Annotated in this window: 24 protein-coding genes; 12 read left to right on the top strand and 12 right to left on the bottom strand. The window is 42.0% G+C overall.

The annotated features are described in order from the left end of the window. Window positions 1-53: 53 nt before the first annotated feature. The 5 genes from A6J60_RS13770 to A6J60_RS13280 all read right to left on the bottom strand — a co-directional run bounded on the left by A6J60_RS13770 (window position 54) and on the right by A6J60_RS13280 (window position 4,474). A complete protein-coding gene (locus A6J60_RS13770; RefSeq protein WP_413772370.1) occupies window positions 54-200 on the bottom strand; it encodes a hypothetical protein in 147 nt (48 codons plus the stop codon). 89 nt (window positions 201-289) lie between these two features. Then, on the bottom strand, window positions 290-583 hold the full coding sequence (locus A6J60_RS13765) for a hypothetical protein (RefSeq protein ID WP_413772388.1): 294 nt from the start codon (window positions 581-583) through the stop codon (window positions 290-292). Beyond that, complete coding sequence (locus A6J60_RS13760; RefSeq protein ID WP_413772369.1) at window positions 567-1,526, bottom strand: hypothetical protein; 960 nt, start codon at window positions 1,524-1,526, stop codon at window positions 567-569. Before A6J60_RS13760 ends, A6J60_RS13765 begins: the two co-directional genes overlap by 17 nt. Window positions 1,527-2,079: 553 nt before the next feature. Continuing rightward, window positions 2,080-2,745: a phosphatase PAP2 family protein gene (locus A6J60_RS13285; protein ID WP_413772350.1), complete on the bottom strand. Its 666-nt coding sequence runs from the start codon at window positions 2,743-2,745 to the stop codon at window positions 2,080-2,082. 259 nt (window positions 2,746-3,004) lie between these two features. Further along, window positions 3,005-4,474 (bottom strand): glycosyltransferase family 4 protein, encoded by a 1,470-nt coding sequence (locus A6J60_RS13280; protein WP_227525999.1) that lies wholly within the window; start codon window positions 4,472-4,474, stop codon window positions 3,005-3,007. A 286-nt stretch (window positions 4,475-4,760) separates the two neighbouring features. Here A6J60_RS13280 and tusD point away from each other — a divergent pair, with 286 nt between their 5' ends. The 4 genes from tusD (at window position 4,761) to A6J60_RS13260 (ending at window position 6,604) form a co-directional block, all read left to right on the top strand. After that, on the top strand, window positions 4,761-5,186 hold the full coding sequence (tusD, locus tag A6J60_RS13275) for a sulfurtransferase complex subunit TusD (RefSeq protein ID WP_096064195.1): 426 nt from the start codon (window positions 4,761-4,763) through the stop codon (window positions 5,184-5,186). Between the two features lie 121 nt (window positions 5,187-5,307). After that, window positions 5,308-5,631, top strand: coding sequence for a hypothetical protein (locus tag A6J60_RS13270; protein WP_096064194.1), 324 nt, complete (start codon window positions 5,308-5,310; stop codon window positions 5,629-5,631). A gap of 101 nt (window positions 5,632-5,732) precedes the next feature. After that, a complete protein-coding gene (locus A6J60_RS13265; RefSeq protein ID WP_096064193.1) occupies window positions 5,733-6,080 on the top strand; it encodes a hypothetical protein in 348 nt (115 codons plus the stop codon). A 155-nt stretch (window positions 6,081-6,235) separates the two neighbouring features. Next, window positions 6,236-6,604, top strand: a complete 369-nt coding sequence (locus tag A6J60_RS13260; protein ID WP_096064192.1) for a TusE/DsrC/DsvC family sulfur relay protein — start codon at window positions 6,236-6,238, stop codon at window positions 6,602-6,604. A 94-nt stretch (window positions 6,605-6,698) separates the two neighbouring features. Here A6J60_RS13260 and A6J60_RS13255 read toward each other — a convergent pair whose 3' ends face one another. Further along, window positions 6,699-7,244: a tRNA (cytidine(34)-2'-O)-methyltransferase gene (locus A6J60_RS13255; protein WP_096064191.1), complete on the bottom strand. Its 546-nt coding sequence runs from the start codon at window positions 7,242-7,244 to the stop codon at window positions 6,699-6,701. 440 nt (window positions 7,245-7,684) lie between these two features. Here A6J60_RS13255 and A6J60_RS13250 point away from each other — a divergent pair, with 440 nt between their 5' ends. The 3 genes from A6J60_RS13250 (at window position 7,685) to A6J60_RS13240 (ending at window position 9,110) form a co-directional block, all read left to right on the top strand. Beyond that, a complete protein-coding gene (locus A6J60_RS13250; RefSeq protein ID WP_096064190.1) occupies window positions 7,685-7,825 on the top strand; it encodes an entericidin A/B family lipoprotein in 141 nt (46 codons plus the stop codon). A 268-nt stretch (window positions 7,826-8,093) separates the two neighbouring features. Beyond that, window positions 8,094-8,624, top strand: a complete 531-nt coding sequence (locus A6J60_RS13245; RefSeq protein WP_096064189.1) for an inorganic diphosphatase — start codon at window positions 8,094-8,096, stop codon at window positions 8,622-8,624. A 93-nt stretch (window positions 8,625-8,717) separates the two neighbouring features. Then, window positions 8,718-9,110, top strand: a complete 393-nt coding sequence (locus tag A6J60_RS13240) for a hypothetical protein (protein ID WP_096064188.1) — start codon at window positions 8,718-8,720, stop codon at window positions 9,108-9,110. A gap of 172 nt (window positions 9,111-9,282) precedes the next feature. On the opposite strand, the gene A6J60_RS13235 is transcribed toward A6J60_RS13240, so the two are convergent. The 3 genes from A6J60_RS13235 to A6J60_RS13225 all read right to left on the bottom strand — a co-directional run bounded on the left by A6J60_RS13235 (window position 9,283) and on the right by A6J60_RS13225 (window position 12,259). Then, window positions 9,283-10,404 (bottom strand): lipase secretion chaperone, encoded by a 1,122-nt coding sequence (locus tag A6J60_RS13235; RefSeq protein ID WP_096064187.1) that lies wholly within the window; start codon window positions 10,402-10,404, stop codon window positions 9,283-9,285. A 46-nt stretch (window positions 10,405-10,450) separates the two neighbouring features. Then, complete coding sequence (locus A6J60_RS13230) at window positions 10,451-11,506, bottom strand: esterase/lipase family protein (RefSeq protein WP_096064186.1); 1,056 nt, start codon at window positions 11,504-11,506, stop codon at window positions 10,451-10,453. An 81-nt stretch (window positions 11,507-11,587) separates the two neighbouring features. Continuing rightward, complete coding sequence (locus tag A6J60_RS13225; RefSeq protein WP_096066384.1) at window positions 11,588-12,259, bottom strand: alpha/beta hydrolase; 672 nt, start codon at window positions 12,257-12,259, stop codon at window positions 11,588-11,590. Between the two features lie 302 nt (window positions 12,260-12,561). Between A6J60_RS13225 and A6J60_RS13220 the strand changes: the two genes are divergently transcribed. The 4 genes from A6J60_RS13220 (at window position 12,562) to creC (ending at window position 17,881) form a co-directional block, all read left to right on the top strand. Further along, window positions 12,562-14,001 (top strand): glycerophosphodiester phosphodiesterase family protein, encoded by a 1,440-nt coding sequence (locus A6J60_RS13220; RefSeq protein WP_227526164.1) that lies wholly within the window; start codon window positions 12,562-12,564, stop codon window positions 13,999-14,001. A gap of 74 nt (window positions 14,002-14,075) precedes the next feature. Further along, complete coding sequence (locus tag A6J60_RS13215) at window positions 14,076-14,870, top strand: sulfite exporter TauE/SafE family protein (protein WP_096066383.1); 795 nt, start codon at window positions 14,076-14,078, stop codon at window positions 14,868-14,870. Window positions 14,871-15,155: 285 nt separating this feature from the next. After that, window positions 15,156-15,962: a response regulator transcription factor gene (locus A6J60_RS13210; protein ID WP_096066382.1), complete on the top strand. Its 807-nt coding sequence runs from the start codon at window positions 15,156-15,158 to the stop codon at window positions 15,960-15,962. Further along, window positions 15,959-17,881, top strand: coding sequence for a two-component system sensor histidine kinase CreC (gene creC, locus A6J60_RS13205; protein WP_096066381.1), 1,923 nt, complete (start codon window positions 15,959-15,961; stop codon window positions 17,879-17,881). Before A6J60_RS13210 ends, creC begins: the two co-directional genes overlap by 4 nt. 72 nt (window positions 17,882-17,953) lie before the next feature. Here creC and A6J60_RS13200 read toward each other — a convergent pair whose 3' ends face one another. The 3 genes from A6J60_RS13200 to ispF form a co-directional block, all read right to left on the bottom strand. Further along, window positions 17,954-18,439 carry a hypothetical protein gene (locus tag A6J60_RS13200; protein ID WP_096066380.1) on the bottom strand — a complete coding sequence of 162 codons (486 nt, stop codon included), beginning with the start codon at window positions 18,437-18,439 and terminating at the stop codon, window positions 17,954-17,956. Between the two features lie 268 nt (window positions 18,440-18,707). After that, window positions 18,708-19,043, bottom strand: a complete 336-nt coding sequence (gene grxD / locus A6J60_RS13195) for a Grx4 family monothiol glutaredoxin (protein ID WP_096066379.1) — start codon at window positions 19,041-19,043, stop codon at window positions 18,708-18,710. Between the two features lie 323 nt (window positions 19,044-19,366). Further along, the gene (ispF, locus tag A6J60_RS13190) at window positions 19,367-19,876 is read right to left on the bottom strand and encodes a 2-C-methyl-D-erythritol 2,4-cyclodiphosphate synthase (RefSeq protein WP_096064185.1); all 510 of its coding nucleotides are present in this window, start codon (window positions 19,874-19,876) and stop codon (window positions 19,367-19,369) included. Between the two features lie 55 nt (window positions 19,877-19,931). Between ispF and mnmA the strand changes: the two genes are divergently transcribed. Beyond that, window positions 19,932-21,128, top strand: a complete 1,197-nt coding sequence (gene mnmA, locus A6J60_RS13185; RefSeq protein ID WP_096066378.1) for a tRNA 2-thiouridine(34) synthase MnmA — start codon at window positions 19,932-19,934, stop codon at window positions 21,126-21,128. The last annotated feature ends 76 nt before the right edge of the window (window positions 21,129-21,204 follow it).

Raw genomic sequence — 21,204 nt, 5'->3', positions numbered from 1 at the left:
GGGAATTAAGTTGACGGTAGCATTAGGATTCTCAGCCAACATCACCAGGTAAATTAGAGCGGCGACAGAATGGCTTCTAATAGATCGATTAAGCGCGGCAAAGCCACATTTGCCTTACCCTGCTTATTCTCATGCTCAAGTAGCGCATGCACCAGCACCGGATAGGCAGTATCCAGTCGATTCTTGGCTTCTTGGGTCAAATTAGCGACCAGTTTACTGTTCCAAAACTGCTCCAGCTTGTTGTTATTTTTCTTCGGTTAAGATACGGGTTAGGCTTTGTAGCTCATCTTTAGCATCGACACTGGTATTGGTAGCCGTTTTGACGCTCAGTAACCATCCGATCAAAGGGAATATGCACATTTTTACGATGCGTATTAAGCTGCTGCAAGAAGGCATCCCAACCGTCAAACCCTAAGGTAATGGCTAAGTTATGCTGACACTCAGGGTCACTGGGTAGCTTTTGAGTTTGTTGATCATGAATGGCTTGAATACCATGTTCAACACGACGTAAGAATCGATAAGCAGCTTCTAGGTTGTGATAGGTTTGGTCATCTAAAAAGTCAAACTCATGTAGCACTTGCATGGCTTGCAAACAAGGTTTTCACCTCTAACTGACTATGACGGCCACCATAAATTAACTGAAAGGCCTGTACTACGAACTCTATATCACGAATACCACCCGCGCCTAATTTGACGTTGTCTAAATCTTCCCTTTGCGCCACTTGGTTCTGAATTAATGACTTCATTTCGCGCAGTGCAGCAAAGGCACTGTAATCCACATAATAGCGGAACACAAACGGCTTGGTAATGTCGTCTAGATTCTGTTTAAAAGTATTGTCAATATCGTTGACAATACGCGCTTTTAACCAAGCAAAACGTTCCCAAGCACGGCCTTGATCAGCAAAATACTTCTCTAACGCCGATAAATGAATCGCTAAGTCACTGCCCTCACCCCATGGACGCAGGCGCATATCCACTCTAAAGACAAAGCCATCAGCAGTATTGGTATCAAGTATCTTAATAATGCCTTGACCGAGTTTGATCATAAAGCGCTTGTTATCAATACACTTAGTTCCTTGCGTTTTATCTCCATCGGTCTGACCGCGCGCGCGATGCACAAAGATCAAGTCAATATCACTGGATAAATTTAGCTCTTGAGCGCCAAGCTTACCCATTGCATAGATGGCCATATCATCAACTTGTTGTTGACCTTTGGCATCGATAAAAGTAGGCCGACCATAGCGCTTGACCATCGTCTCCCACACATAGTCTTTGACAAAGATAATGCAGTTATCAGAAAAATAAGACAGCTCAGCGGTTAGGCGCTCCAAACTGATAATGCCTAGTGCATCTTGCCAAATCCAGCGCAGCATTAGCAGCTCTCGTAAGCGGCGTAGCCCCTTCATGACCCCTGCTTCATCAGCACGCTGCAGCTCACCATCGAGGCCATCGTCTAAGGTGTAGTCATCAATTAGATCACAGACTTGTTGCGGTGATAATGACTCACCTAAGGGATAGCTGGTCAAAAAGTTTTGACAAACAGATTGTCTACTTTGCCAAATTTGATACGCAAATGGACTGGCTATTCTTAATTGTTCAATGTACTCAGGCGTTATGGCGCTGGCGGGAATGGTCTGATTGGATGAAATAGATTGTTTATCTTGAGCTAGCTTGTCTTGAGCTAGCTTGTCTTGAGCTAAAGATGAGAGGTGTGATTCGCAGATGGCAAGGCTCGGCTCCTAATATGTACTGATATATCTATAAGCCTACCACATAACTGACATTGACAAGATGACTGGTTGTATTAATTTTTTTGCTTGTGTTGCAAATAAGGTGAGCGATATTTTTTTAATTAATCCATTACTTTCCATTGCTATATGATGGCTACTGGTCAATTGATAGTGGATACTATTTAGCTTTAATAATTAACAGTGATAGCTTTCTAATAACGACATACTGATAACATAAATATAGCTATCTAACAACTAAATTTATCTAAAAACTATTTCCATCTTATAACCACAACCACTATTTAATTTTCAAAGCCGCCGTATAATACAAACCACACTAGATTCAAATCTAACCGATTACCACAACTGCTTGCTCAATCAATTGTTGTACATCGGTTACCCATAAAGACAGTGCATAACCAATACAGGCACCAATCAACACATCAGTTGGATAATGAAGGCCCAATACCATACGTGATAAGGCAACCAATAAAGCAAACGGGAGCATGATAGGCAACAACTCAGGGAAATAGCTGCCTAAGGTTGAGGTGAATAAAACCGCTTGTAAGGTATGCCCTGAGGGAAAGCTAAACACATCCAGTGGTCGCTCACCCAATACGATGACTTGATGCACTTGATACGGTCTTGGGCGCACTGTTTTAACTTTTAGTAGTTTATAAATTGCCAGTCCACTAAGACTGATAACCAATGTCGATACTAAAGGTATGATTGCCGATAAACCATTTAATACAAAAGCGGAAATTAACATCAAATACCAGAACCATCCATCGCCTAAACGACTAACCACCTTAAAGAAGGTGGCTATGACATAGTTGGTTGAGTATCGATTGATATGGATACACAGGTTGGTATCCCAAGAGATGAACTGATTGACATACACTGCCATGGTGGAGTTTTTGGTGAATAAATCAAACAAAGGACTTGGCTCTACACTTTGCTTGGCAAGCGTGCGAGGCTTGCTGGTATCTGGAAGTTTAGTGTGGTTGCGTCTCACGTCATATCCCCTTGTATTGGTTGACCTATTGATCTTGGTGTAATTGCTAGATTGCGATCACACGTTGATTTATCATTAGCCCAATTTTATGTTGCCCTATAATTACTATTAACCTTACTCCTTATTTGAATTTATTCAATTAACTTATTGTTTTAATTATCGTTTTTTACTATTTAATTTTATTATTGTTATTATCTCTTTTTATTTAGTATTAACGCTTTGGTTTTTATTTTTGCGTTAGTTTTTTGCCATGCCCTGTTTAGCCCTTTTTACCAATGGCGTTATAAAACATCTCCAGCATCTGCTTAGCAGGACGCTGCCATGAAAATTGTGCCACACTAGCTGTCGCCAGTTGACCTTGCTGGTGCAACCGCGCTTGCTCAGGTAGGTTTGCGACCATGTTAATAAAAGCTTGCTCATTACCCAATGCTGCCAATGCCCCTTTATCGCTCTGTTTGATAGATGGATTATCTTTTATAGGATGGTTATCCACTTCAGCTGTTTGATTAGAGCCTACCAACATGCCCGCTGCGGCATCATCAAAGGCATACACTGGTAGCCCGCTGGCCATGGCTTCAATCACCACATTACCAAAGGTCTCTACCTGACTGGCAAACACGAATGCATCACCGCTGGCATAATGCTCAGATAAATCCAAACCGGTTTGAGCCCCTGCAAAATGGATATCGGCTTTATTGTTTTTCGCCAAAGCCTCCAGTCGTGGTTTATCCGGTCCATCACCTACGATAACCAGTTTCAGTGCGCGTTGTGGTTGAGACTGCTTTAAAGCTTGAAAGCTTTTAATCACCAAATCAATGCCTTTTTCTGGTGATAAACGGCTGACCATCACCAATACGGTGTCATCTTTATTGGCACCCCATTTTGTTCTGAGCACATTACTACGATGCTTCGGATTAAACTGCACCAAGTCGACACCACGTCCCACTTCGTATAGACGTTTAAAACCAAGCTGATCAAGGTCATTGTAAGTTTTGCGACTGGGCACGCAGGTTGCTTTAGAGCTATTATGCAGCCACTTAAAATAAGTCATGATCGGCTCAGCAAGGACGCCAAGGCCAAAGTGCTTGCTAAAGTCATGAAACTGAGTGTGATAACCAGTGGTTGCAGAAATACCAAGCCTCTTGGCAGCCAGTAATGCCGCCAGCCCCAAAGGACCCTCAGTCGCAATATGTACAATATCAGGACGAATGCGCTTTAAAGTCTTTATAAAGGTAGGATAAGACGGCAGGCCAAACTGTAGGCTTGCATACTTTGGAATCGACATACCTTTCACTTGTATGTCATTTGCAATAAAGCTATTTTGTTCTACAAGCTGCTGAACACTCAACTTGTATTTATCGTTACCACTCATTTTTGGCTTAGGTCTTACCAAACTGACTTGATGCCCCATCTCAGCCATCTGCTTCATGATACGCTGTAGGCTCATCGCCACCCCGTTCATGTCAGGTAACCAAGTTTCCGTTACCAATAGCACGTGCAGGGTTGGCATATCAGTAGGCTGTACTACGGAATGATTAGGCTCAAATGATTGAGACTTAGCACTGTGGAAGTTAGATGTGTCAGAAGTTGCTTTTTTAGTGGAGGTTGTGTTTTTAGTGAAAAACATCATTGGCTCTATGCGCCCTACTGACTCACCCAGCATTGATTTGCGCTGAATAGGTGATTGCAAGTGTGGTTGCTGTGTTTGCTGCCAATACCGAGTTATCATAAAGGTCCTCTAATGAGTTATATTTTTTATACCCTCACTGTACGGATGGCAGTTGACAGTTTTATGGCGCTTTAATCACAGTTTGATGACAAACCTCACTTAATAGATGCCTATCTTTTAACACTAGGCTCTTGAGATAATGCGGTTTAACCCTAATAATAAATATAACCATAACGCTTTTAATGACCTAACCTGTATTAAGCTAACTTGTTTTAGCATAAAAGGTTATTTACTTAACTTAGGTCATCACATTCACTGAATCTTATTAAATACAGTTGCCCTGATTATGACTATTGCCTCAACTCTACTACTGATCACAGCTGACCCAAGCCATCCGCTTGCCACCCATGCCTATCGTTATGCACACGCCTTTTTGCAGTCACAAGCTGCTGACAACTCGGGCTCATCAAAACTGAGCGTGTTTTTTTATGCTGATGCGGCGCATACGGCCAATAAACTACGCTGGCAGAGTGCAGACAGAGATAACTTAACCGAAAAATGGCGAGCACTAAGTGAGCAGTTTCATCAGCCGTTGCCGGTTTGCGTCAGTACCGCATTAACGCGTGGGATTACCGATGAAGACAATGCCAAACGCCATGATTTAACCTCAAATGGTTTGGCAGCTGACAATCTAGCAGCAGGCTTTGAGCTGGTTGGATTGGGTGATCTTGCAACCGCTTTAGCAGACGCTGAAAAAGTGGTGTCTTTTTAGTTTTTAATTGGTATTTAATTGAGCGTAAAAAAGACAATAAAACCCAAATACAGTAAAACCCAAATAATAATAAATAAAAAGATAAGACCGTCTAAAACCATTCACACAAATAGGAAACGCAGTGGCTATTTTAATTCGTCTGACAACCGCAACAGAAACGGCAACCTATGAAGGTTGTGCTTTGGCATTGACCTTAGCGACCTTTGGTCAACAGGTACAACTGATGTTGGGAAGCTCAGTATTTGGGCTATTAATGCAGCCAGACAGTCGACTTCATGGCATGATTAAATCGCTTGATTTATATGACTTACCACCAGCATGGCTGCCTGATGATGTGTTTAGCAGCTGGCTGACCGGCATGGTGCCTAATGAGATTACTGAGCAGATTGACTTTATTCCTGAGGATTTTGATGCCAGCCAGTTTGAGCAGATTTTCTCGTTTTAATTCAGACTGCTGCTCTCATAGCACTTTATCTTATTCAGTTAACCCATTAAGTTAACTCACCTTTTGTCTTAATACATTGACCCATTAAAAGAGTTTAGATTATGGCCACTTTGTTTCAAATTCACGCAACCATGAATACCCTAAAACCGCTTATAAGGGAATTAGGCACACTTTGGCAGGCAGGTGACAGTATTTTGTTACTTGGCGAATCAAGCGCTTACTATGCCTGGGCGAAGGCATATATCAAAGACTTCAATGGCGATGATGAGATTCAAAGTAGCATCGACAGTGTTAGTGCTTGGTATGTACTTGCTGAGGATATTGACCGTCTTAATGACAGCGCCAAACTAAACCTAGATTTGACCGGGGTAACCGTATTAAGTGACTTAGATTGGGTCAACCTGACTCAAAAGACCCATCGTGTGGTGACCTTACACTCCACGACTTAGTACTTACTGTACAGCTTATTATCTACGACATAACTTAATATCTAAGATTTATTAGTAAATACTGATTAACTTTATCTAGCTTATGATTTGAGCAGACTTAGCAGTCAAACTAAACAATAAAACGAGCTTTACACTAAAACGAGCTAAAAAACACTATGACCACAGATACCACGGCACTGGCTGGCTTAAATATTCACTCTGATAACCAAACCCCCATTGCATTAGACAATGAGGGGCACTTAGTCGATCATACCTTATGGAGTGAAGCGGTTGCGCAGCAGCTGGCCGATATTTTAGACGTGTCTTTAACCACGGAACACTACGCTGTGTTGCATAAAGTTCGAGAATTCCACAATAACTTTAATCACCCGCCTTCGACCCGGCCACTGATTAAGTACCTGATGAAAACACTGCCAGATCAAGATATTAGCAACCAAAAACTACAGCAAATGTTTAACACTGGCTTGGTTGCTCGTCATGTCAATCGTATTGCCGGACTGCCTAAACCGCCTAACTGTTTATAATTTGGTTATGATTTGGTTATAACCTACTTAACATCTGGCTGCTTACTGCTACCTACGACGACAAGTCATTGCCTATTATTTAGGATCATAGCGGTTATTTAGGGTCGTACGGCGTTAATTCAGTATAGCCGGTACTGCGCCCCTCATCTCCAACAAAGCCTTGCTGGCGCCACACCTCATACAGACAGATACTGACACTGTTTGCCAAATTAAGGCTGCGTGAGTCTGGTAGCATTGGCAAGCGCAGCCAGTTTTTCTCACCGATATCTGCCCTGATATCATCGGCTAGTCCTGCGGTTTCAGAACCAAATACCAAAGCAATATTTTCAATCTTATCGCCACTGTCTGTCTGCGCAAAATCATATTCGTAAAAAGGGTGACTTAGCTTAGTAGTCAATGCCACCATGCGCTCACATCCTGCCTGATTTAGAGCCTGCTTAGCCTGCTCCCAGTCTTTGTGTACTTGCATATTGGCATATTCATGATAATCAAGACCAGCCCGGCGCAACTTTTTGTCTTCTAAATCAAAGCCTAACGGCTCAACCAAATGTAACTGCGCCCCCGTATTGGCACACAGGCGAATCGCGCTGCCGGTATTATTTGGAATTCTAGGATGTACCAGTACAATATGGATGGTCATAAATCTGCCCTTAAGCGTATTTGCATTACAATGAAAATTAAATTTACAATTTTATGACAGTTTTAGATAAATTACACACATTAATGTGTTGTCGTTATTCATAATATTAATATAATATGTTACCAAGGATATCTTCTATATCTCTGATATGTTTCTAAAACTTATAGGATATCGATTGTATTTAGGTTATATAAAATTAAACTAAAGTTATCCAGCATTAAGTTTAATTTTCAACACTTTTATACAATAGAGTTACCAAACAACTCTATATTCAGTTAAAAGTTCGGTTGATAATATGGCTGTAGGAAAGATATGATTGTATAATATAAGTAACTGGTTATTCATTTTGGCTGGTTATGCATATCAAGTTTGCGTTATCCTTGACGCACAACATTATTTTTGACCCACTAAACTTTTATTCTTTATATTAAGGATTTACTATGAAAAAGCTAGCTCTTGCCTCTTTCGCTGCTCTAATCGTTCTTTCTGGTTGCAACACTTTCAAAGGTTTCGGCCAAGACGTTTCTAAAGCAGGCGAAGGCGTTTCTAAATCTGCTGAAAAAGTACAAGAAAAGATCTAAGCTTAAATAGAGCCTTAGAACAAAAAAGCAAATAGCCCTAGGTTATTTGCTTTTTTTATTTGTACTTGTATTTATGCTTATAGTTATGAATATATTTATGGGTTTTATTTATAAGCCCCTGAAACTAAACCTTAGCGAATTTAAGCTGACAAATGTTATTTTGGAATATTGTCATAACTTGGCAATCGGTCAAAAATTGTTATAATCAGCAGGACTTTTAAACAATCATCACCTAGTGCTCACAGAAGCGCTGTTATTGGAGAACAAAATGGCAGATTTTAACGTAATTTTAGATGCAGGCGATGTTGATGGCGGCGAGATTAACGTTGTTGTTGAAATCCCAACAGGCAGTAACCACAAAATCGAATGGAACCGTGAACTGGCTGTATTTGAGCTAGACCGTGTTGAGCCTGCTATCTTTGCTAAGCCTTGTAACTATGGCTTCATCCCTCAAACGCTTGACGAAGATGGCGATGAGTTAGATGCGCTAATTATTACTGATGAGCCATTAACCACTGGTGTTTTCTTAAAAGCAAAAGTTATCGGTGTAATGAAGTTTGTTGATGATGGCGAAGTAGATGACAAAATCGTTGTAGTTCCAGCTGATGATCGCACCACTGGCAACGCTTACAACAGCTTAGAAGATCTACCAAAACGTTTAATCGAGCAGCTTGAATTCCACTTCAGCCATTACAAAGACCTGAAAAAACCAGGCACAACTGTGGTTGAGTCTTGGGGTGATGTTGCTGAAGCTAAAGAAGTTATCAAAGAAGCCATTCAGCGTTGGAAAGATAAATAATCTTTGCTCTACCCAGAGCTAAACCAATCTGGCTTGTATTGACAAAAAGCACTTTAAATTATTAAAGTGCTTTTTTACATTAAGAGAATTGTTATGTCAAAGACAAATAACCTGCCCAAACACATCGCTCAAATGGTTGAGAAAAATAATCTAGTGTTGGCCATTAAAGAACTTGCTGCTGAACGCAACATTAGCATGAGTGAGGCTAAAACCATTATCGATGACTATGAGCAGCATTTAAAGCAAAAACAAGCCAAAAAGGTGCAGGCCATTTCCGACAAACAGCACAGCACTAGCAAAGCTAAAACTATTAAAGCGAATACCCGTCAAGTCAATCAAAACCGTTTAATAAGCAGTGTTGATAATAGATTAGACAATATGGGTTATCAAAAACCAATGATTCCCTATTGGATGAAACGCTTACTAATTATTTTATTGGTGTGCTGTATTTTAATTATTTTGTTTTATTGGAAGTTTGTGAAGTAGATTTTATCGGTCGTTATCTGACATTTTTATACCCTACAGCCCAGACTCTATCTCAAATCTGGACTATAAAACTATAAAAAAGAACTGCTATTTGATAATTAACCTTAGTCAGATAATAGGTGACAGATTAAAAACTACAACCAATCAGCAATCGATGACCACAAACGCCCTACTACTGTTGTTGTTGTTTAAATAGCGCGTAGCCGGTTAAGCGTTTTTGCTCCGTTTTGCTAAACAGCTTATTTTGTAGCTGATCTATTTGTCGTTGTTGGCTTTGCTCATCTTTTGTCGCGGTTAGTATTTTATTCTTAACGGCCTGATATTGCTCAAACCTTTGATCAAAGTCTGCTGTCTCGGCATCAAGCTGTGCTAAACGCTGAGCCGCCTCTTTCCCTACCATCTGCGAGCGCATCGCGAATAATTGATCTTGACTGGCGCCTTGCTGTTGTAACTGTTGGGTACGCGTCAATAACTGCTCGATATTGGCTTGCTGCTTGGCGTGTTGCTTAATCGCAGACTCAGGTAATTGATTGATATACTTATCACGCGCCTGCTGCTTTTGCGCCTGAGTGAGCGACTTATCCTGAGCAATACTTAACATCGCCGCATTGTAATCAACCAAGGCATCATCTTCATCGAAAAAGGCCTTGTTTGCTTGCTTTGAAAACAGCTTACTTCTTAAAGCCTGAACCTCACGCTGTTGTTGTTTTATGCGCTGCACATTCATCTCGTTAGCCTGTTTAGACTGATTACCATATTTACCATCAATGGTTGATAACTGTTGTAGATAGGCTAGGTATTGATAATACAAATCAATGGCTTTCGATGCGGCGGGCTCAGGCGTGCGACTGCTAATATATGACTCAACGCGTCTATTAATGGTGTCACTGTCTTCTTCACCCTGTGCCGATAAAAAGTAATCAAACAAACGGCGTAGCTCTCGAGTCTCTACCAGCTCATACTCTTCATTGACAATTAAATCACCATCAACCTGTGTTCCTTGCAATGATCTGGGCATATTTTCTACGCCTATCGTCAACGCATCTGGGGTATAGTCTAAATCTTCGATGACTTCATCAGTCACCACATCATCACTTTCATTCTGAGACTGATTCACAGCTTGCACTGGCTTTGTATTGTCTATATTAGCATCCGTATTATCAGCAGACTCTTTGCTTTTAAACAGCCATATAAGCAGCGCGATTATCGATACGAACAACAACGCCAAAACAATTGGGTTAGCAGCTTTTATACTGAACGACTTCTGACTATTTTGCTGTGACTGATTTGGCATAGTCTCTCTTATTTACACCTTAGTGAAACCTTGCATTGAAACTTTGTTAAAAACCTTGATTTTTTAAACGATTTACTTGACTGCGGTACACTGAGACTGGATCAACCTCACTACGAGAGACAAGACCAAATATCTGATTGACTGAGTCTAGATGATTCATCTTATAGTCATCACGAATCACGTAGCCAATACGACTTGAACAGGCTGATACTAGGCCATCATTAGGGTCATCTTTATCAAAGGTTAGCCCGGTTAAAGCCAACATATAGTCACTGGGATCAAAGCTATTAGTCACTGTCCCTACCCCTGAAAAAGAGTAATACGGAATGCCGTTTATCACATATTCCGCAGGAGGCTGACCACAATATTCACTGGGCATGGCAGCAGGGTATTTTTTGTTATAATACCCAGTCATATAGTCTGTGGTTAAGCCCATCACTGCTTTAATAGAGTCTTGATGCTGAAGCTGCTTAACGTCAATGCCAGATCCAAAGTCAAACAAACGTCCGACCGCGTTATGAAACGCAATCAAGGCGCGGCCAAATAAGTTAAATCGATCTTTGGGCGCATCTGACGCTGGGTTGTCTTTGGATACCACAGATAACAGCCAATCCGCCATCTTCGAGCCCTGCTCAGGGCTAGCAACAGCGGTCACCGATGCCACGTACTCTGGTGCTACTTCAGCCACATAACGAATATCGATACCGCCTAAGCTGTGACCGATTAAATTGACCTTTGGTTTGCCGGTAACTGCCGTAATGGTTTTGACCTGTTGTAGCAACTGCTCGCCGCGATACTCTGCATCTTGCATGGAAGAAGTTTTGGTCACATAGACATCAGTGCCGCCTTGCATTAACGCCTCTGGGATACCGTTAAAATAATTAACGATACCAAATACTTCGTTAAATCCGCCCAGTCCATGTACCAGTACCACAGGATATTGAGTCGCTGTTGCATCATTATCAGGATGCACGTTTGCAACCAACACACAACCACTGGGGTTAGAGCAGTTATAGTACTCAGCAGCTATTGCTTGCGTACTCAAGCTTAATGCACTAAGTGTCACCATGCTGCCAGCCACAAACTTAGCAAATCGTTGCATAGTTACCTTTATCCTATGGTATGAGATTGATTTTGACGGTTTTTCAATCTAACCATCTAGATCTAAATTAGATTATCTTTATTAGGTCAAAACAGTATTTAGCCAGTTGCCAATTGATTTTATTTGAGGCATACACACCTGATGCGCCATCGGATAAGTGGTGAAGTCAACATCATAGCCCAACTGCTTTAATGACTCAGTCGCACGCTGCCCTAACTGTACAGGCACTACCGGGTCTTGAGTACCATGGTCAATCTTGACTGGTAAGGTTTTATTGGCATCACTGAAATTGGCAGAATCATCAATGGCTAAGTAGGTCGATAATGTTAGCAAACCAGCTAGCTTTTGCGGATGAGTTAGCGCAACTTGATAGGCAATTGCGCCGCCTTGAGAAAAGCCAGCAATCACAATATTGTCAGGTGACACGCCACGATCCACTTCGCGCTGGATTAAGTCATTAATGGCAGCGGCGGATTTTTGAATCTGCTCAACATCAACTTTGCGCTCAAGGCTCATCTCAAGAATGTCATACCAAGCCGGCATCACCATACCACCGTTAATAGTGACAGGAATTCGCGGTGCATGAGGAAATACAAAGCGTACCGCTAACTCTGAGTTTAAGCCCAGCTCAGGAACCACAGGTTCAAAGTCATGACCACTGGCGCCCAATCCATGTAACCAAATTACTGCTTTATCAATCGCTTTATTTTGTGGGTTGTGTTCAACAATGACGCAGTCTAAATAGGTTGTCATATTTCTTCCTTATTTTGTCTTATTTTAAAATCATTTTAAGTTTAAACGGTTATATGTGTCGATTGTCATAACCTTGTCAATTAGTTGGGTTAGTTTAACCCTTACCCGTTTTTAATGAGCTATTTTAACCGGCTTATTTTTAATCTATAGGGTTATTACCAAACTGACAATTTTATAAAAATAATCGTTAAAAAAACTGTTTTAACAATAGCTTAAAAGATACCGCTTAAATCATTCACAGTCAGTTTATCATTTAGCAGACTATATCACATCACTAACAGTTCACTCGGCTAGGAGCGCCCATGTTACCCCAAAGGTCAAAACACTCTCTAAAAAAGCAACCGTTATTGTCGGACAGCGTATCGCGTACCCATTGTGATAATAAGACAAGCCCTACCCTATTTAAAAAGCACAGCACTTGGCTTGCCTGCCTTGGCGTGATTTCAGTGACATTAAGCGGCTGTCAAACCGAAAATCAGCAGCATAGTCAATCCGCTCATAGCCCTTTAATTCATGCTCAGAATAGCGCGGATAATAAGTCAGATAATCGCACAAAACAAGTCAACTACAGCTATGGTTCAAGGCCGTTTTATTTAATAGATGATATGGACGATAGTCCGTTAAAACAAGAGCTACAGGCCTGTGAAGCTCAGACCCCGAAAAAAACCGATTTTTCGATTTCTCACCGTGGTGCACCGCTACAATATCCTGAACACACCCTTGATGGTTATATGGCTGCGGCGCGTATGGGCGCAGGTGTTTTAGAATGTGATGTGGCCTTTACTAAAGACCATGAGTTGGTATGTCGCCATGCCCAAAATGATCTGCATACCACCACCAATATATTGACCACACCTTTGGCCAATCAATGTACTCAGCCGCCTAAATTTGATGCCATGGGTAACTTGACCAATGCCAGTGATATTGAATGTCGCACCTCGGACATTAGCTTAGCCGAATTTAAATCATTGCATGGCAAAATGGATGCCGCTGATAAAAAGGCGACTAGCCTAACCGATTATATGAATGCGACACCTACTTGGCGCACTGAGCTTTATAACCAAAATGCACAGCTATTAAGCTTAGACGAGCACATTGCGCTTGCAAAGTCTTTGGGATTGAAGCACACCCCAGAGCTAAAAGCGCCTAGCGTGGATATGCCACATATAGGGTCGGATGGTAAGCCTTATACTCAAGCAGATTATCGTCAGCAGCTGATTAACGCCTATCGCCGTGCTGGCGTGGCACCTGATGATGTATTTGCACAATCTTTTCAGTTATCAGACGTATTGGCTTGGCAGCAGCACGATCCAGAGTTTGGTAAAAATGCGGTGTATCTGATTGATGACAGCAATGAAACCGCTGATAACCAAACCTTTAATAAAGACGATCCGAGCACTTGGAAGCACTCACCACAGCAGCTGAAAGCAATGGGTGTCAATATTATTGCTCCGGCCACTTGGCTATTGGTTAGCAGTGATGGCCAAGGTAAATTAAAACCTTCAACGTATGCTATGCAGGCCAAAGCCGCTGGACTTGATATGATCACTTGGTCACTTGAGCGTTCAGGGCCACTTGCCAATGGCGGCGGCTGGTATTATACCGGGCTTGAGGATGCGATTAATAATGATGGCGATATGTATAATTACATTGATGTTTTAGCGCAGCAAGTTGGGGTAAAAGGTATTTTTTCAGACTGGCCAACTACTGTTACTTACTATGCCAATTGCAAAGGGCTATAATAAACGCAGTAAACCGCTATTTAGCAAAAATAGCATGAACTAACGACTGCGTATTTTTATTATACAGGTGCCTTATGATTGCCACTGCCTTAGACATTACCTCTTTTGTAGATGTTGGCTTTGGCCTACCGCTTTGGCACCTTGTGGCACTATTTTTACTGGGTGTGGTTGCTTTTGTGATATCGACCATCTCCGGGGGTGGGGGCGCACTGCTATTAATACCCGCCGTGTCTTGGTTAACCGGCGCCTCTTCTGCCCCGCCCATCATTAACCTAGGTACTTTCTTATCACGCCCTTCACGTATGCTGTTGTTTTGGCATGATATTGATTGGCGTCTTATCTTATATTACGTGCCTAGTGCTATTGCCGGCGCTTGGTTATCGGGACTGTTATTTAGCCGCTTAAATGCGCAGTGGATACAGCTGGCCGTTGGTATATTCTTGGTATCCACCTTATTTCAATACAAATTTGGCAAAGTGGACAAAACCTTTCACATGCCAAAATCAGGCTTTATTCCCTTAGGCTTTTTGGTTGCATTCGTCAGCACCTTAGTTGGCGGCTTAGGGCCAGTTTTAAATCCGTTTTATATGAATTCAGGCCTCACCAAAGAGGATTTGATTGCCACTAAAACAGCCAATTCATTCTTTGTCGGTATTGCTCAAATCAGCAGTTATGCCTTCTTTGGCGTACTCACGCCAGCGCTATGGGTTTATGGCCTGGTGTTAGGGGTCGGCGCCATTGTTGGTAATATGATTGGTAAGCGCTTTTTGACCGGCATGAGTGTTACTCAGTTTCGTACTGCGCTGCTTGTTTTGATGAGTATCAGTGGTCTGGTTATGATTATTGATAATATTGATTTAATCTTATAAATCATTTACTGACAACGACATACTCAACCCTATTTATTCTTCATCAATTTTTCATCATCCGCTCATAGTTATCACACAACCACCAATTTGGTTTATGCTAGGATAGCACTTAGCTAATGGGGCTTAACCCGTTGTGCTTTCTCATAAATTTATTATTATAGTCAGAGAAGTCTAAAATGGTTACCAGCCAACCGAGCGCAAGTACTACAAATGTAGGCTTAGCGAGGTTAATACCGTAACCCTTTAGTAGTTCGCTGACTATAGTTCTTCAATCTGGCTCATACTATGACTCCCTCTATGCCACAATCAACGCCTGTACATTCAAGTTCGCCTCATATTTTAATCGTTGAAGATGATCCGGCGATTGCCACATCGTTAAGAGTGACTTTCAAACGCGAAGGCTGGCAAGTGACTTGGCTGGATAATGCCACTAGCGTGCTACCCACTTTGACTGACTTTAATGAGCAGCAGCAGCCATTAGCTGGTATCGTGTTAGATGTAGGTTTGCCCGATGGTGATGGTCTAAATCTATGTCAGGACATACGCCGAAGTGAGCAGATTGGTAGCTTAAAACAACTGCCTATCGTATTTTTGACGGCTCGCAGTGATGAGATAGATAGAATACTTGGCCTTGAAATGGGCGGCGATGATTATTGTCCCAAGCCCTTTAGTCCAAGAGAATTGGTTGCTCGATTAAAAGCCATTTGGCGCCGTGAACAACTTACCGCATCAGCAACTCTTGATACCCAAACTCAGAGCCAACAAGAGACTGAGCCGCAACAGTTTGTGTTAGAGTCAGGCATTTGGCGCTATGAGCCGATGACTTATACCCTATATTGGAATGATCATAAGCTAGAGCTCAGTAATACCGAGCGCAAACTAATACTGGCCTTATTAGCCAATCCAGATCGAGTGTTTAGTCGTGAACAATTATTAAATGCCATTAGTGATTATCCCGATCATCGCTTAGCTCGCACCATTGATAGTCATGTTAAATCTATTCGTAAGCAATTGGCTCAGATTAGCGAGCAGCAGGATGTTGAAATCATTCACACTCATCGTGGCTTAGGTTATGGACTTTGTGCGTCATGAGCAACACCCCTTCTCCACAATCTGAAAATCAAAGCCAACAGACCAGTGATTCCAATAGTAACGAAGACAACCGAAACACAGGTAGCACATCCACGCCGCCCAATTGGTATGCCAAGCTACACCCAATAGGCAAAGACAGTAGCGCTCACACTGCTAGCCGTAAACCTGAGAAAATTCTTAATTTGAGTTTGTTTTTTCGGATTTGGATTGCAGTTGGGGTGATTGTCATCATCTCGGGTATTGTGGTTTTCAACCAGTTGTTTACCTACGTTCGCCCTATCACCCAGCAAGTGATTGAAGATACTTTAGTGGACACCTCTAAACTGTTGGCTGCCAGCTTACAATCTGCGGTCGAAAGCGGAGAGATTTATAACAGCAGCTATCAGGCCATGCTTGATCAAGCTTTCACGACCCCTTCACTTCCTGAATCTGACTCAGGGTCGGCTGCAACTGAAAATAGCAACACATCTGAAAACATTAAGACACAGCCATCTAATTCGAGCGTAAATTCTGAGTCATCAAATGAGTCACAACCTTTAAATCCAGTGATTAAAGCGTTACCTTTCGAGACCCAAGCTACTTGGTATCATCAAAAGCAGCGCAGTAGTTTCCGAGTCTATATTACCGATAACCAAGGCATCGTTATCTATGACTCTTTGCCGGAACAAGGCAATCATACTAATCCAGAAGGAAATGCCAGAGGCGAAGATTACTCGAGTTGGAATGATGTCAATCTAACCTTACAAGGTAAGTATGGCGCACGCACCACTCGTAGTGATCCCAATGATTCATCAACGTCGGTGATGTATGTCGCTCAGCCCATATATAGCTCAGATGGTAGCGGTGATATCATCGCTGTGGTCAGTGTCGGCAAACCAACCTCAACCGTGCTACCTTACCTAAATGCCACGCGACAACGGATGTTAACTGCCTCACTGATTATCAGTATCGTCACCTTAATCATGGCAGGCTTGGTCGCTTGGTGGCTGCGTCAAAGTACCTTATTGGTCACTCGCTACACTCAGTCATTGGCACAAGATACTAAAAAGCCTTACTTTTACTTGGGTCGTGAGCTTAATGAGCTAACCGATACCATTGAAAGCATGAAGCATCGGCTTGAAAATCGAGCTTATGTGACTGACTATGTGCATACTTTGACGCATGAACTAAAAAGCCCACTGACGGCGATTCGCGCCAGTGGTGAGCTATTAGAAGAGACCGATTTAGACAGTGAAGACAGACAAATGCTCAGCCAGACCATCACTGAGCAAAGTATCAAATTGCACTCGTTGATTGACCGCTTGTTGCTATTGGCAAAAATTGAACAGCCTACATTCAAGTTAGCGATTCAAGCCATAGATCCAGATGCACTGGTTCAGACTCTAATTGCCGGCAGTGAAATGCAGCGTCAGTATCAGCATCTAGAGATTGACTATCAATGTGACCTGAAGCAGTCCAATCAAAGCTTTATTTTTGCCGATGAGTTTTGGATGACTCAAGCCTTACAAAATGTGCTTGATAATGCCTTATATTTTGCGCATCACAAAGTACTGGTGTCAGTGACTACGCAGCAAATTAACAAAGCACCTTTTATCAAGTTGTCCTTTATTAATGATGGTGAACCCATACCTGAGTATGCTTTAGCTAAAGTCTTTGATCGCTATTTCAGCTTATCGCATCAGTACAATAAGCCCACCAATAACCCAGCTCAGACACCTAGCTCACCAGCACCGAGACAACAAGGTAAAAAAGGTACCGGACTGGGACTAACCTTGGTAAAACAGGTGATTGAACGTCATGGTGGTTATGTCAGTATCCATAATCTAAGCGATCAAAGTCAGCAACATAACAAAACCCCTGAGACTAACTCAGGGGTTGAGGTGGTAATTTTATTACCTATCGCACCGCTTCAAGATTAAACGCGGGTACTATTGAATATGTGGCCTAATGAGTGTGTGTCTTAAAGGGTTTTTATCAAAGCGCTATAAATACTACTCACCCTGGCTAAGCGGTACAATACGTTCATTTTGACCACTACCAATCATACCTTGGCTACCAACGCCTTCAGGATTGCTTTGTAGATAAGCCGTCATTTCAGCAATAATTTCAGGATCATCATTGGCTAAGATACGCTGCTTGATCATCTCTACCGGGGGCACAGGTAAGTTCTTCAATAGCGACAACAGCTGAGTATCATTACCTTTGGCAACGACCAGTTCAATCAATTGACGGGCATCAATTGGCAAATCTGGTGTTGACTGAGCCATCAATGCTAAGTGATACGCACCATGAGTATCTTCATCTTGCATGATGCGTCGCTCAATAGCAGTATAGGTCTCACTGGTCGCTCCGCCTGCTACTCTTAGCAAGTGAATACATTTTAATGAAGACTGTTCTTCTTGTTCAGCAATGGCCAGAATCTTTTCTGATTGTGCCTCTAGCATTTGTCTTTTTTGCTGTAATTTATCGTTGCTCATGATTATTTCCTAACGTTATTAATGGTTATTATTTATTCAAGGTTTTCATAAATGACTCTTAGGCGATAAGTAAAAACCAATCTTCTCGCCCTATTGCTACTATATGTGGTGCTAAAGATTCATTTATAAAGTGAGCATATACAAAAACATAACAGGCGGCTCTATCTTTAAAAATCCCAAAGCAATCGTCAATAAAAAAAGCCTTAGCATGAATCTAAGGCTTTTTTTATTGAACAACTCTAATATAAACTTAAATCATTTAGTGCAATTAGCTAGCAGGGCTATGCTCTTCAACCAATGGCTTTAATTCGCCTGATTGGTACATTTCTAAGATAATGTCTGAACCGCCCATCAACTCACCATTAATCCACAATTGTGGGAATGTTGGCCAGTTGGCAATTTTTGGCAATGTCGCACGAATTTCAGGGTTTTCTAAAATATTAACGAACGCAAAAGGACGACCAATTTGAGTTAACACTTCAATGGCACGAGCAGAAAATCCACACTGTGGAAACTGTGGTGTACCTTTCATATATAACAATACTGGGTTTTCTTTGATTTGATTGCGGATTAACGTTTCAATATCTTGCGCTTGGTCTGTCATAATAAATCCTTAATTGATTTGGAAAATCGATTACCTAAAAAATAAAATACTAAAATATAATACTTAAAATAATGTGCTGAGTGTTTAAATTTAGGCCAATGTCTCTTTTATGGGGATGCTGATTAAAATTACAATAATAAATCCAGCATAACCACACTTTTAACTGTAGCCATCTCGAACATCTTAACGGATGCTTTCAATAACAGCTGTTGCTAAGCCCTAAAGCTAAAAGCTAGAGTCATATTATGCGTCAGCCCTAGCTGTTTTTTATTACCCCTAACTGAGTAGTGGCTACTACTTTCTATTTAGCTTTAAGCTTAATTTTAAACGTTGTCTGTCTGGGTCAGTAATACCACAGCACTGACCATGATACCCTCTTGACGTCCAGTAAAGCCAAGCTTTTCAGTGGTGGTTGCTTTAACACTGATATTATCAATCTGAGTATTTAAATCTTCAGCAATGTTGGTGCGCATCGCCAGATTGTGTTTAGCCAACTTTGGTCGCTCACACATCACCGTGATATCTGCATTTACCAAATGATAGCCTTTTTTGATAATTAAATCATAGACATGACGCAGCAGCACACGTGAATCTAGTCCAGCATTGGCCTCATCAGTATCTGGAAAGTGTTGCCCTATATCGCCAAGAGCCAATGCACCAAGCAGCGCGTCAGCCAAAGCATGCAATACCACATCACCATCTGAATGCGCCAGTAAACCGACCGGATGCGGGATATTCACCCCTGCTAAAGTCACAAACTGCTCGGCTGTATCGATCACATCTTTTGGATCGCAAAACGCGTGTACGTCAATACCTTGCCCAATTCTTATCATTATTTGCCTTTCAGTGTTATAATTTAGCCAAATTTTAGCATAGTTTGTGAGACTTATGACCACATCCCCTGTTTTTGACAACAACCACGCCACTCTTCCTGCCCTAAGCCTAAGCGATGTACCCAATCCGAGTCAAACTCGGGTCATCGTCGGTATGTCAGGTGGCGTCGATTCTTCTGTTTCTGCGGTATTATTGCAGCAAGCTGGTTTTCAGGTGGAAGGCCTGTTTATGAAGAACTGGGAAGAGGATGATGGCACAGAGTACTGCACAGCGATGGAAGACTTAGCCGACGCGCAAGCGGTGTGTGACAAAATTGGTATCAAACTGCATACCGCTAACTTTGCGATGGAGTATTGGGATCGCGTATTTGAACACTTTTTGGCTGAATACCAAGCCGGACGCACCCCTAACCCAGATATTTTGTGTAACAAAGAGATCAAGTTTAAAGCCTTCCTCGACTATGCCGTAACCTTGGGTGCTGATTATATTGCAACCGGTCACTACACCCGTCGTAGCGTGAATTACACCCGTGAAGACGGCGTTGAAGTCGCGCACTTAATGCGTGGACTAGATAACAATAAAGATCAAAGCTACTTTTTGCATGCCGTTGGTGGTGACAAAATTGCCAAGACTTTATTCCCAGTTGGCGAATTAGAAAAGCCAGAAGTGCGTAAAATAGCTGAACAGCATGACTTAGCCACGGCGAAGAAAAAAGACTCCACTGGTATTTGCTTTATCGGTGAGCGCCGCTTTAAAGACTTCTTACAACAGTACTTGCCTGCCAAGCCAGGTGATATTGTCACCGATGATGGCATCACGATTGGTAAGCACGATGGGCTGATGTATTATACCTTAGGTCAGCGTGGCGGTATTGGTATTGGCGGCGTTAAAGACCGCCCTGAAGAGCCTTGGTTTGTGCTACAAAAAGACCTAACCAATAACCAATTAATTGTTGGTCAAGGCCATGATCATCCGATGCTATTAAGCCAAAGCTTAGTCGCTTACAAGCTTGACTGGGTTGAACGTATTGCACCTAAAGCCATCTTTAGCGAGGACGGCCTAAAATGTGTGGCCAAAACCCGTTATCGTCAGCCCGATCAAAGCTGCACGGTATTTGCTGACTCTGAAGATGGCAACCGCGTAAAAGTCATCTTTGATGAACCTCAACGTGCGGTTACCCCAGGTCAATCAGCGGTATTTTATATTGGAGAAGTTTGCTTGGGTGGCGGTGTGATTGAGTCGTTTGAGTAGCTTTAGCATTTTAAAGGCTTTAGCACCTTAAAGTATAGTTCCGTACTTTATTTTAAGCGGTTACACCCTTATAAGT

This window comes from Psychrobacter sp. FDAARGOS_221, from assembly GCF_002313155.2.
In the GTDB taxonomy this organism is placed as follows: domain Bacteria; phylum Pseudomonadota; class Gammaproteobacteria; order Pseudomonadales; family Moraxellaceae; genus Psychrobacter.
This window is presented reverse-complemented; position numbering and strand designations above follow the sequence as displayed.

What these genes read in the sequence shown, in the direction of transcription:
- A6J60_RS13230 (WP_096064186.1), bottom strand. Translation starts at nt 11,506, where the DNA reads ATGCAACGATTTGCTAAGTTTGTGGCTGGCAGCATGGTGACACTTAGT.
- A6J60_RS13280 (WP_227525999.1), bottom strand. Translation starts at nt 4,474, where the DNA reads ATGATAACTCGGTATTGGCAGCAAACACAGCAACCACACTTGCAATCA.
- grxD (WP_096066379.1), bottom strand. Translation starts at nt 19,043, where the DNA reads ATGACAGACCAAGCGCAAGATATTGAAACGTTAATCCGCAATCAAATC.
- A6J60_RS13210 (WP_096066382.1), top strand. Translation starts at nt 15,156, where the DNA reads ATGACTCCCTCTATGCCACAATCAACGCCTGTACATTCAAGTTCGCCT.
- A6J60_RS13245 (WP_096064189.1), top strand. Translation starts at nt 8,094, where the DNA reads ATGGCAGATTTTAACGTAATTTTAGATGCAGGCGATGTTGATGGCGGC.
- A6J60_RS13215 (WP_096066383.1), top strand. Translation starts at nt 14,076, where the DNA reads ATGATTGCCACTGCCTTAGACATTACCTCTTTTGTAGATGTTGGCTTT.
- ispF (WP_096064185.1), bottom strand. Translation starts at nt 19,876, where the DNA reads ATGATAAGAATTGGGCAAGGTATTGACGTACACGCGTTTTGCGATCCA.
- A6J60_RS13265 (WP_096064193.1), top strand. Translation starts at nt 5,733, where the DNA reads ATGGCCACTTTGTTTCAAATTCACGCAACCATGAATACCCTAAAACCG.
- A6J60_RS13255 (WP_096064191.1), bottom strand. Translation starts at nt 7,244, where the DNA reads ATGACCATCCATATTGTACTGGTACATCCTAGAATTCCAAATAATACC.
- A6J60_RS13765 (WP_413772388.1), bottom strand. Translation starts at nt 583, where the DNA reads ATGCAAGTGCTACATGAGTTTGACTTTTTAGATGACCAAACCTATCAC.
- A6J60_RS13225 (WP_096066384.1), bottom strand. Translation starts at nt 12,259, where the DNA reads ATGACAACCTATTTAGACTGCGTCATTGTTGAACACAACCCACAAAAT.
- mnmA (WP_096066378.1), top strand. Translation starts at nt 19,932, where the DNA reads ATGACCACATCCCCTGTTTTTGACAACAACCACGCCACTCTTCCTGCC.
- A6J60_RS13235 (WP_096064187.1), bottom strand. Translation starts at nt 10,404, where the DNA reads ATGCCAAATCAGTCACAGCAAAATAGTCAGAAGTCGTTCAGTATAAAA.
- creC (WP_096066381.1), top strand. Translation starts at nt 15,959, where the DNA reads ATGAGCAACACCCCTTCTCCACAATCTGAAAATCAAAGCCAACAGACC.
- A6J60_RS13260 (WP_096064192.1), top strand. Translation starts at nt 6,236, where the DNA reads ATGACCACAGATACCACGGCACTGGCTGGCTTAAATATTCACTCTGAT.
- A6J60_RS13250 (WP_096064190.1), top strand. Translation starts at nt 7,685, where the DNA reads ATGAAAAAGCTAGCTCTTGCCTCTTTCGCTGCTCTAATCGTTCTTTCT.
- A6J60_RS13200 (WP_096066380.1), bottom strand. Translation starts at nt 18,439, where the DNA reads ATGAGCAACGATAAATTACAGCAAAAAAGACAAATGCTAGAGGCACAA.
- tusD (WP_096064195.1), top strand. Translation starts at nt 4,761, where the DNA reads ATGACTATTGCCTCAACTCTACTACTGATCACAGCTGACCCAAGCCAT.
- A6J60_RS13240 (WP_096064188.1), top strand. Translation starts at nt 8,718, where the DNA reads ATGTCAAAGACAAATAACCTGCCCAAACACATCGCTCAAATGGTTGAG.
- A6J60_RS13220 (WP_227526164.1), top strand. Translation starts at nt 12,562, where the DNA reads ATGTTACCCCAAAGGTCAAAACACTCTCTAAAAAAGCAACCGTTATTG.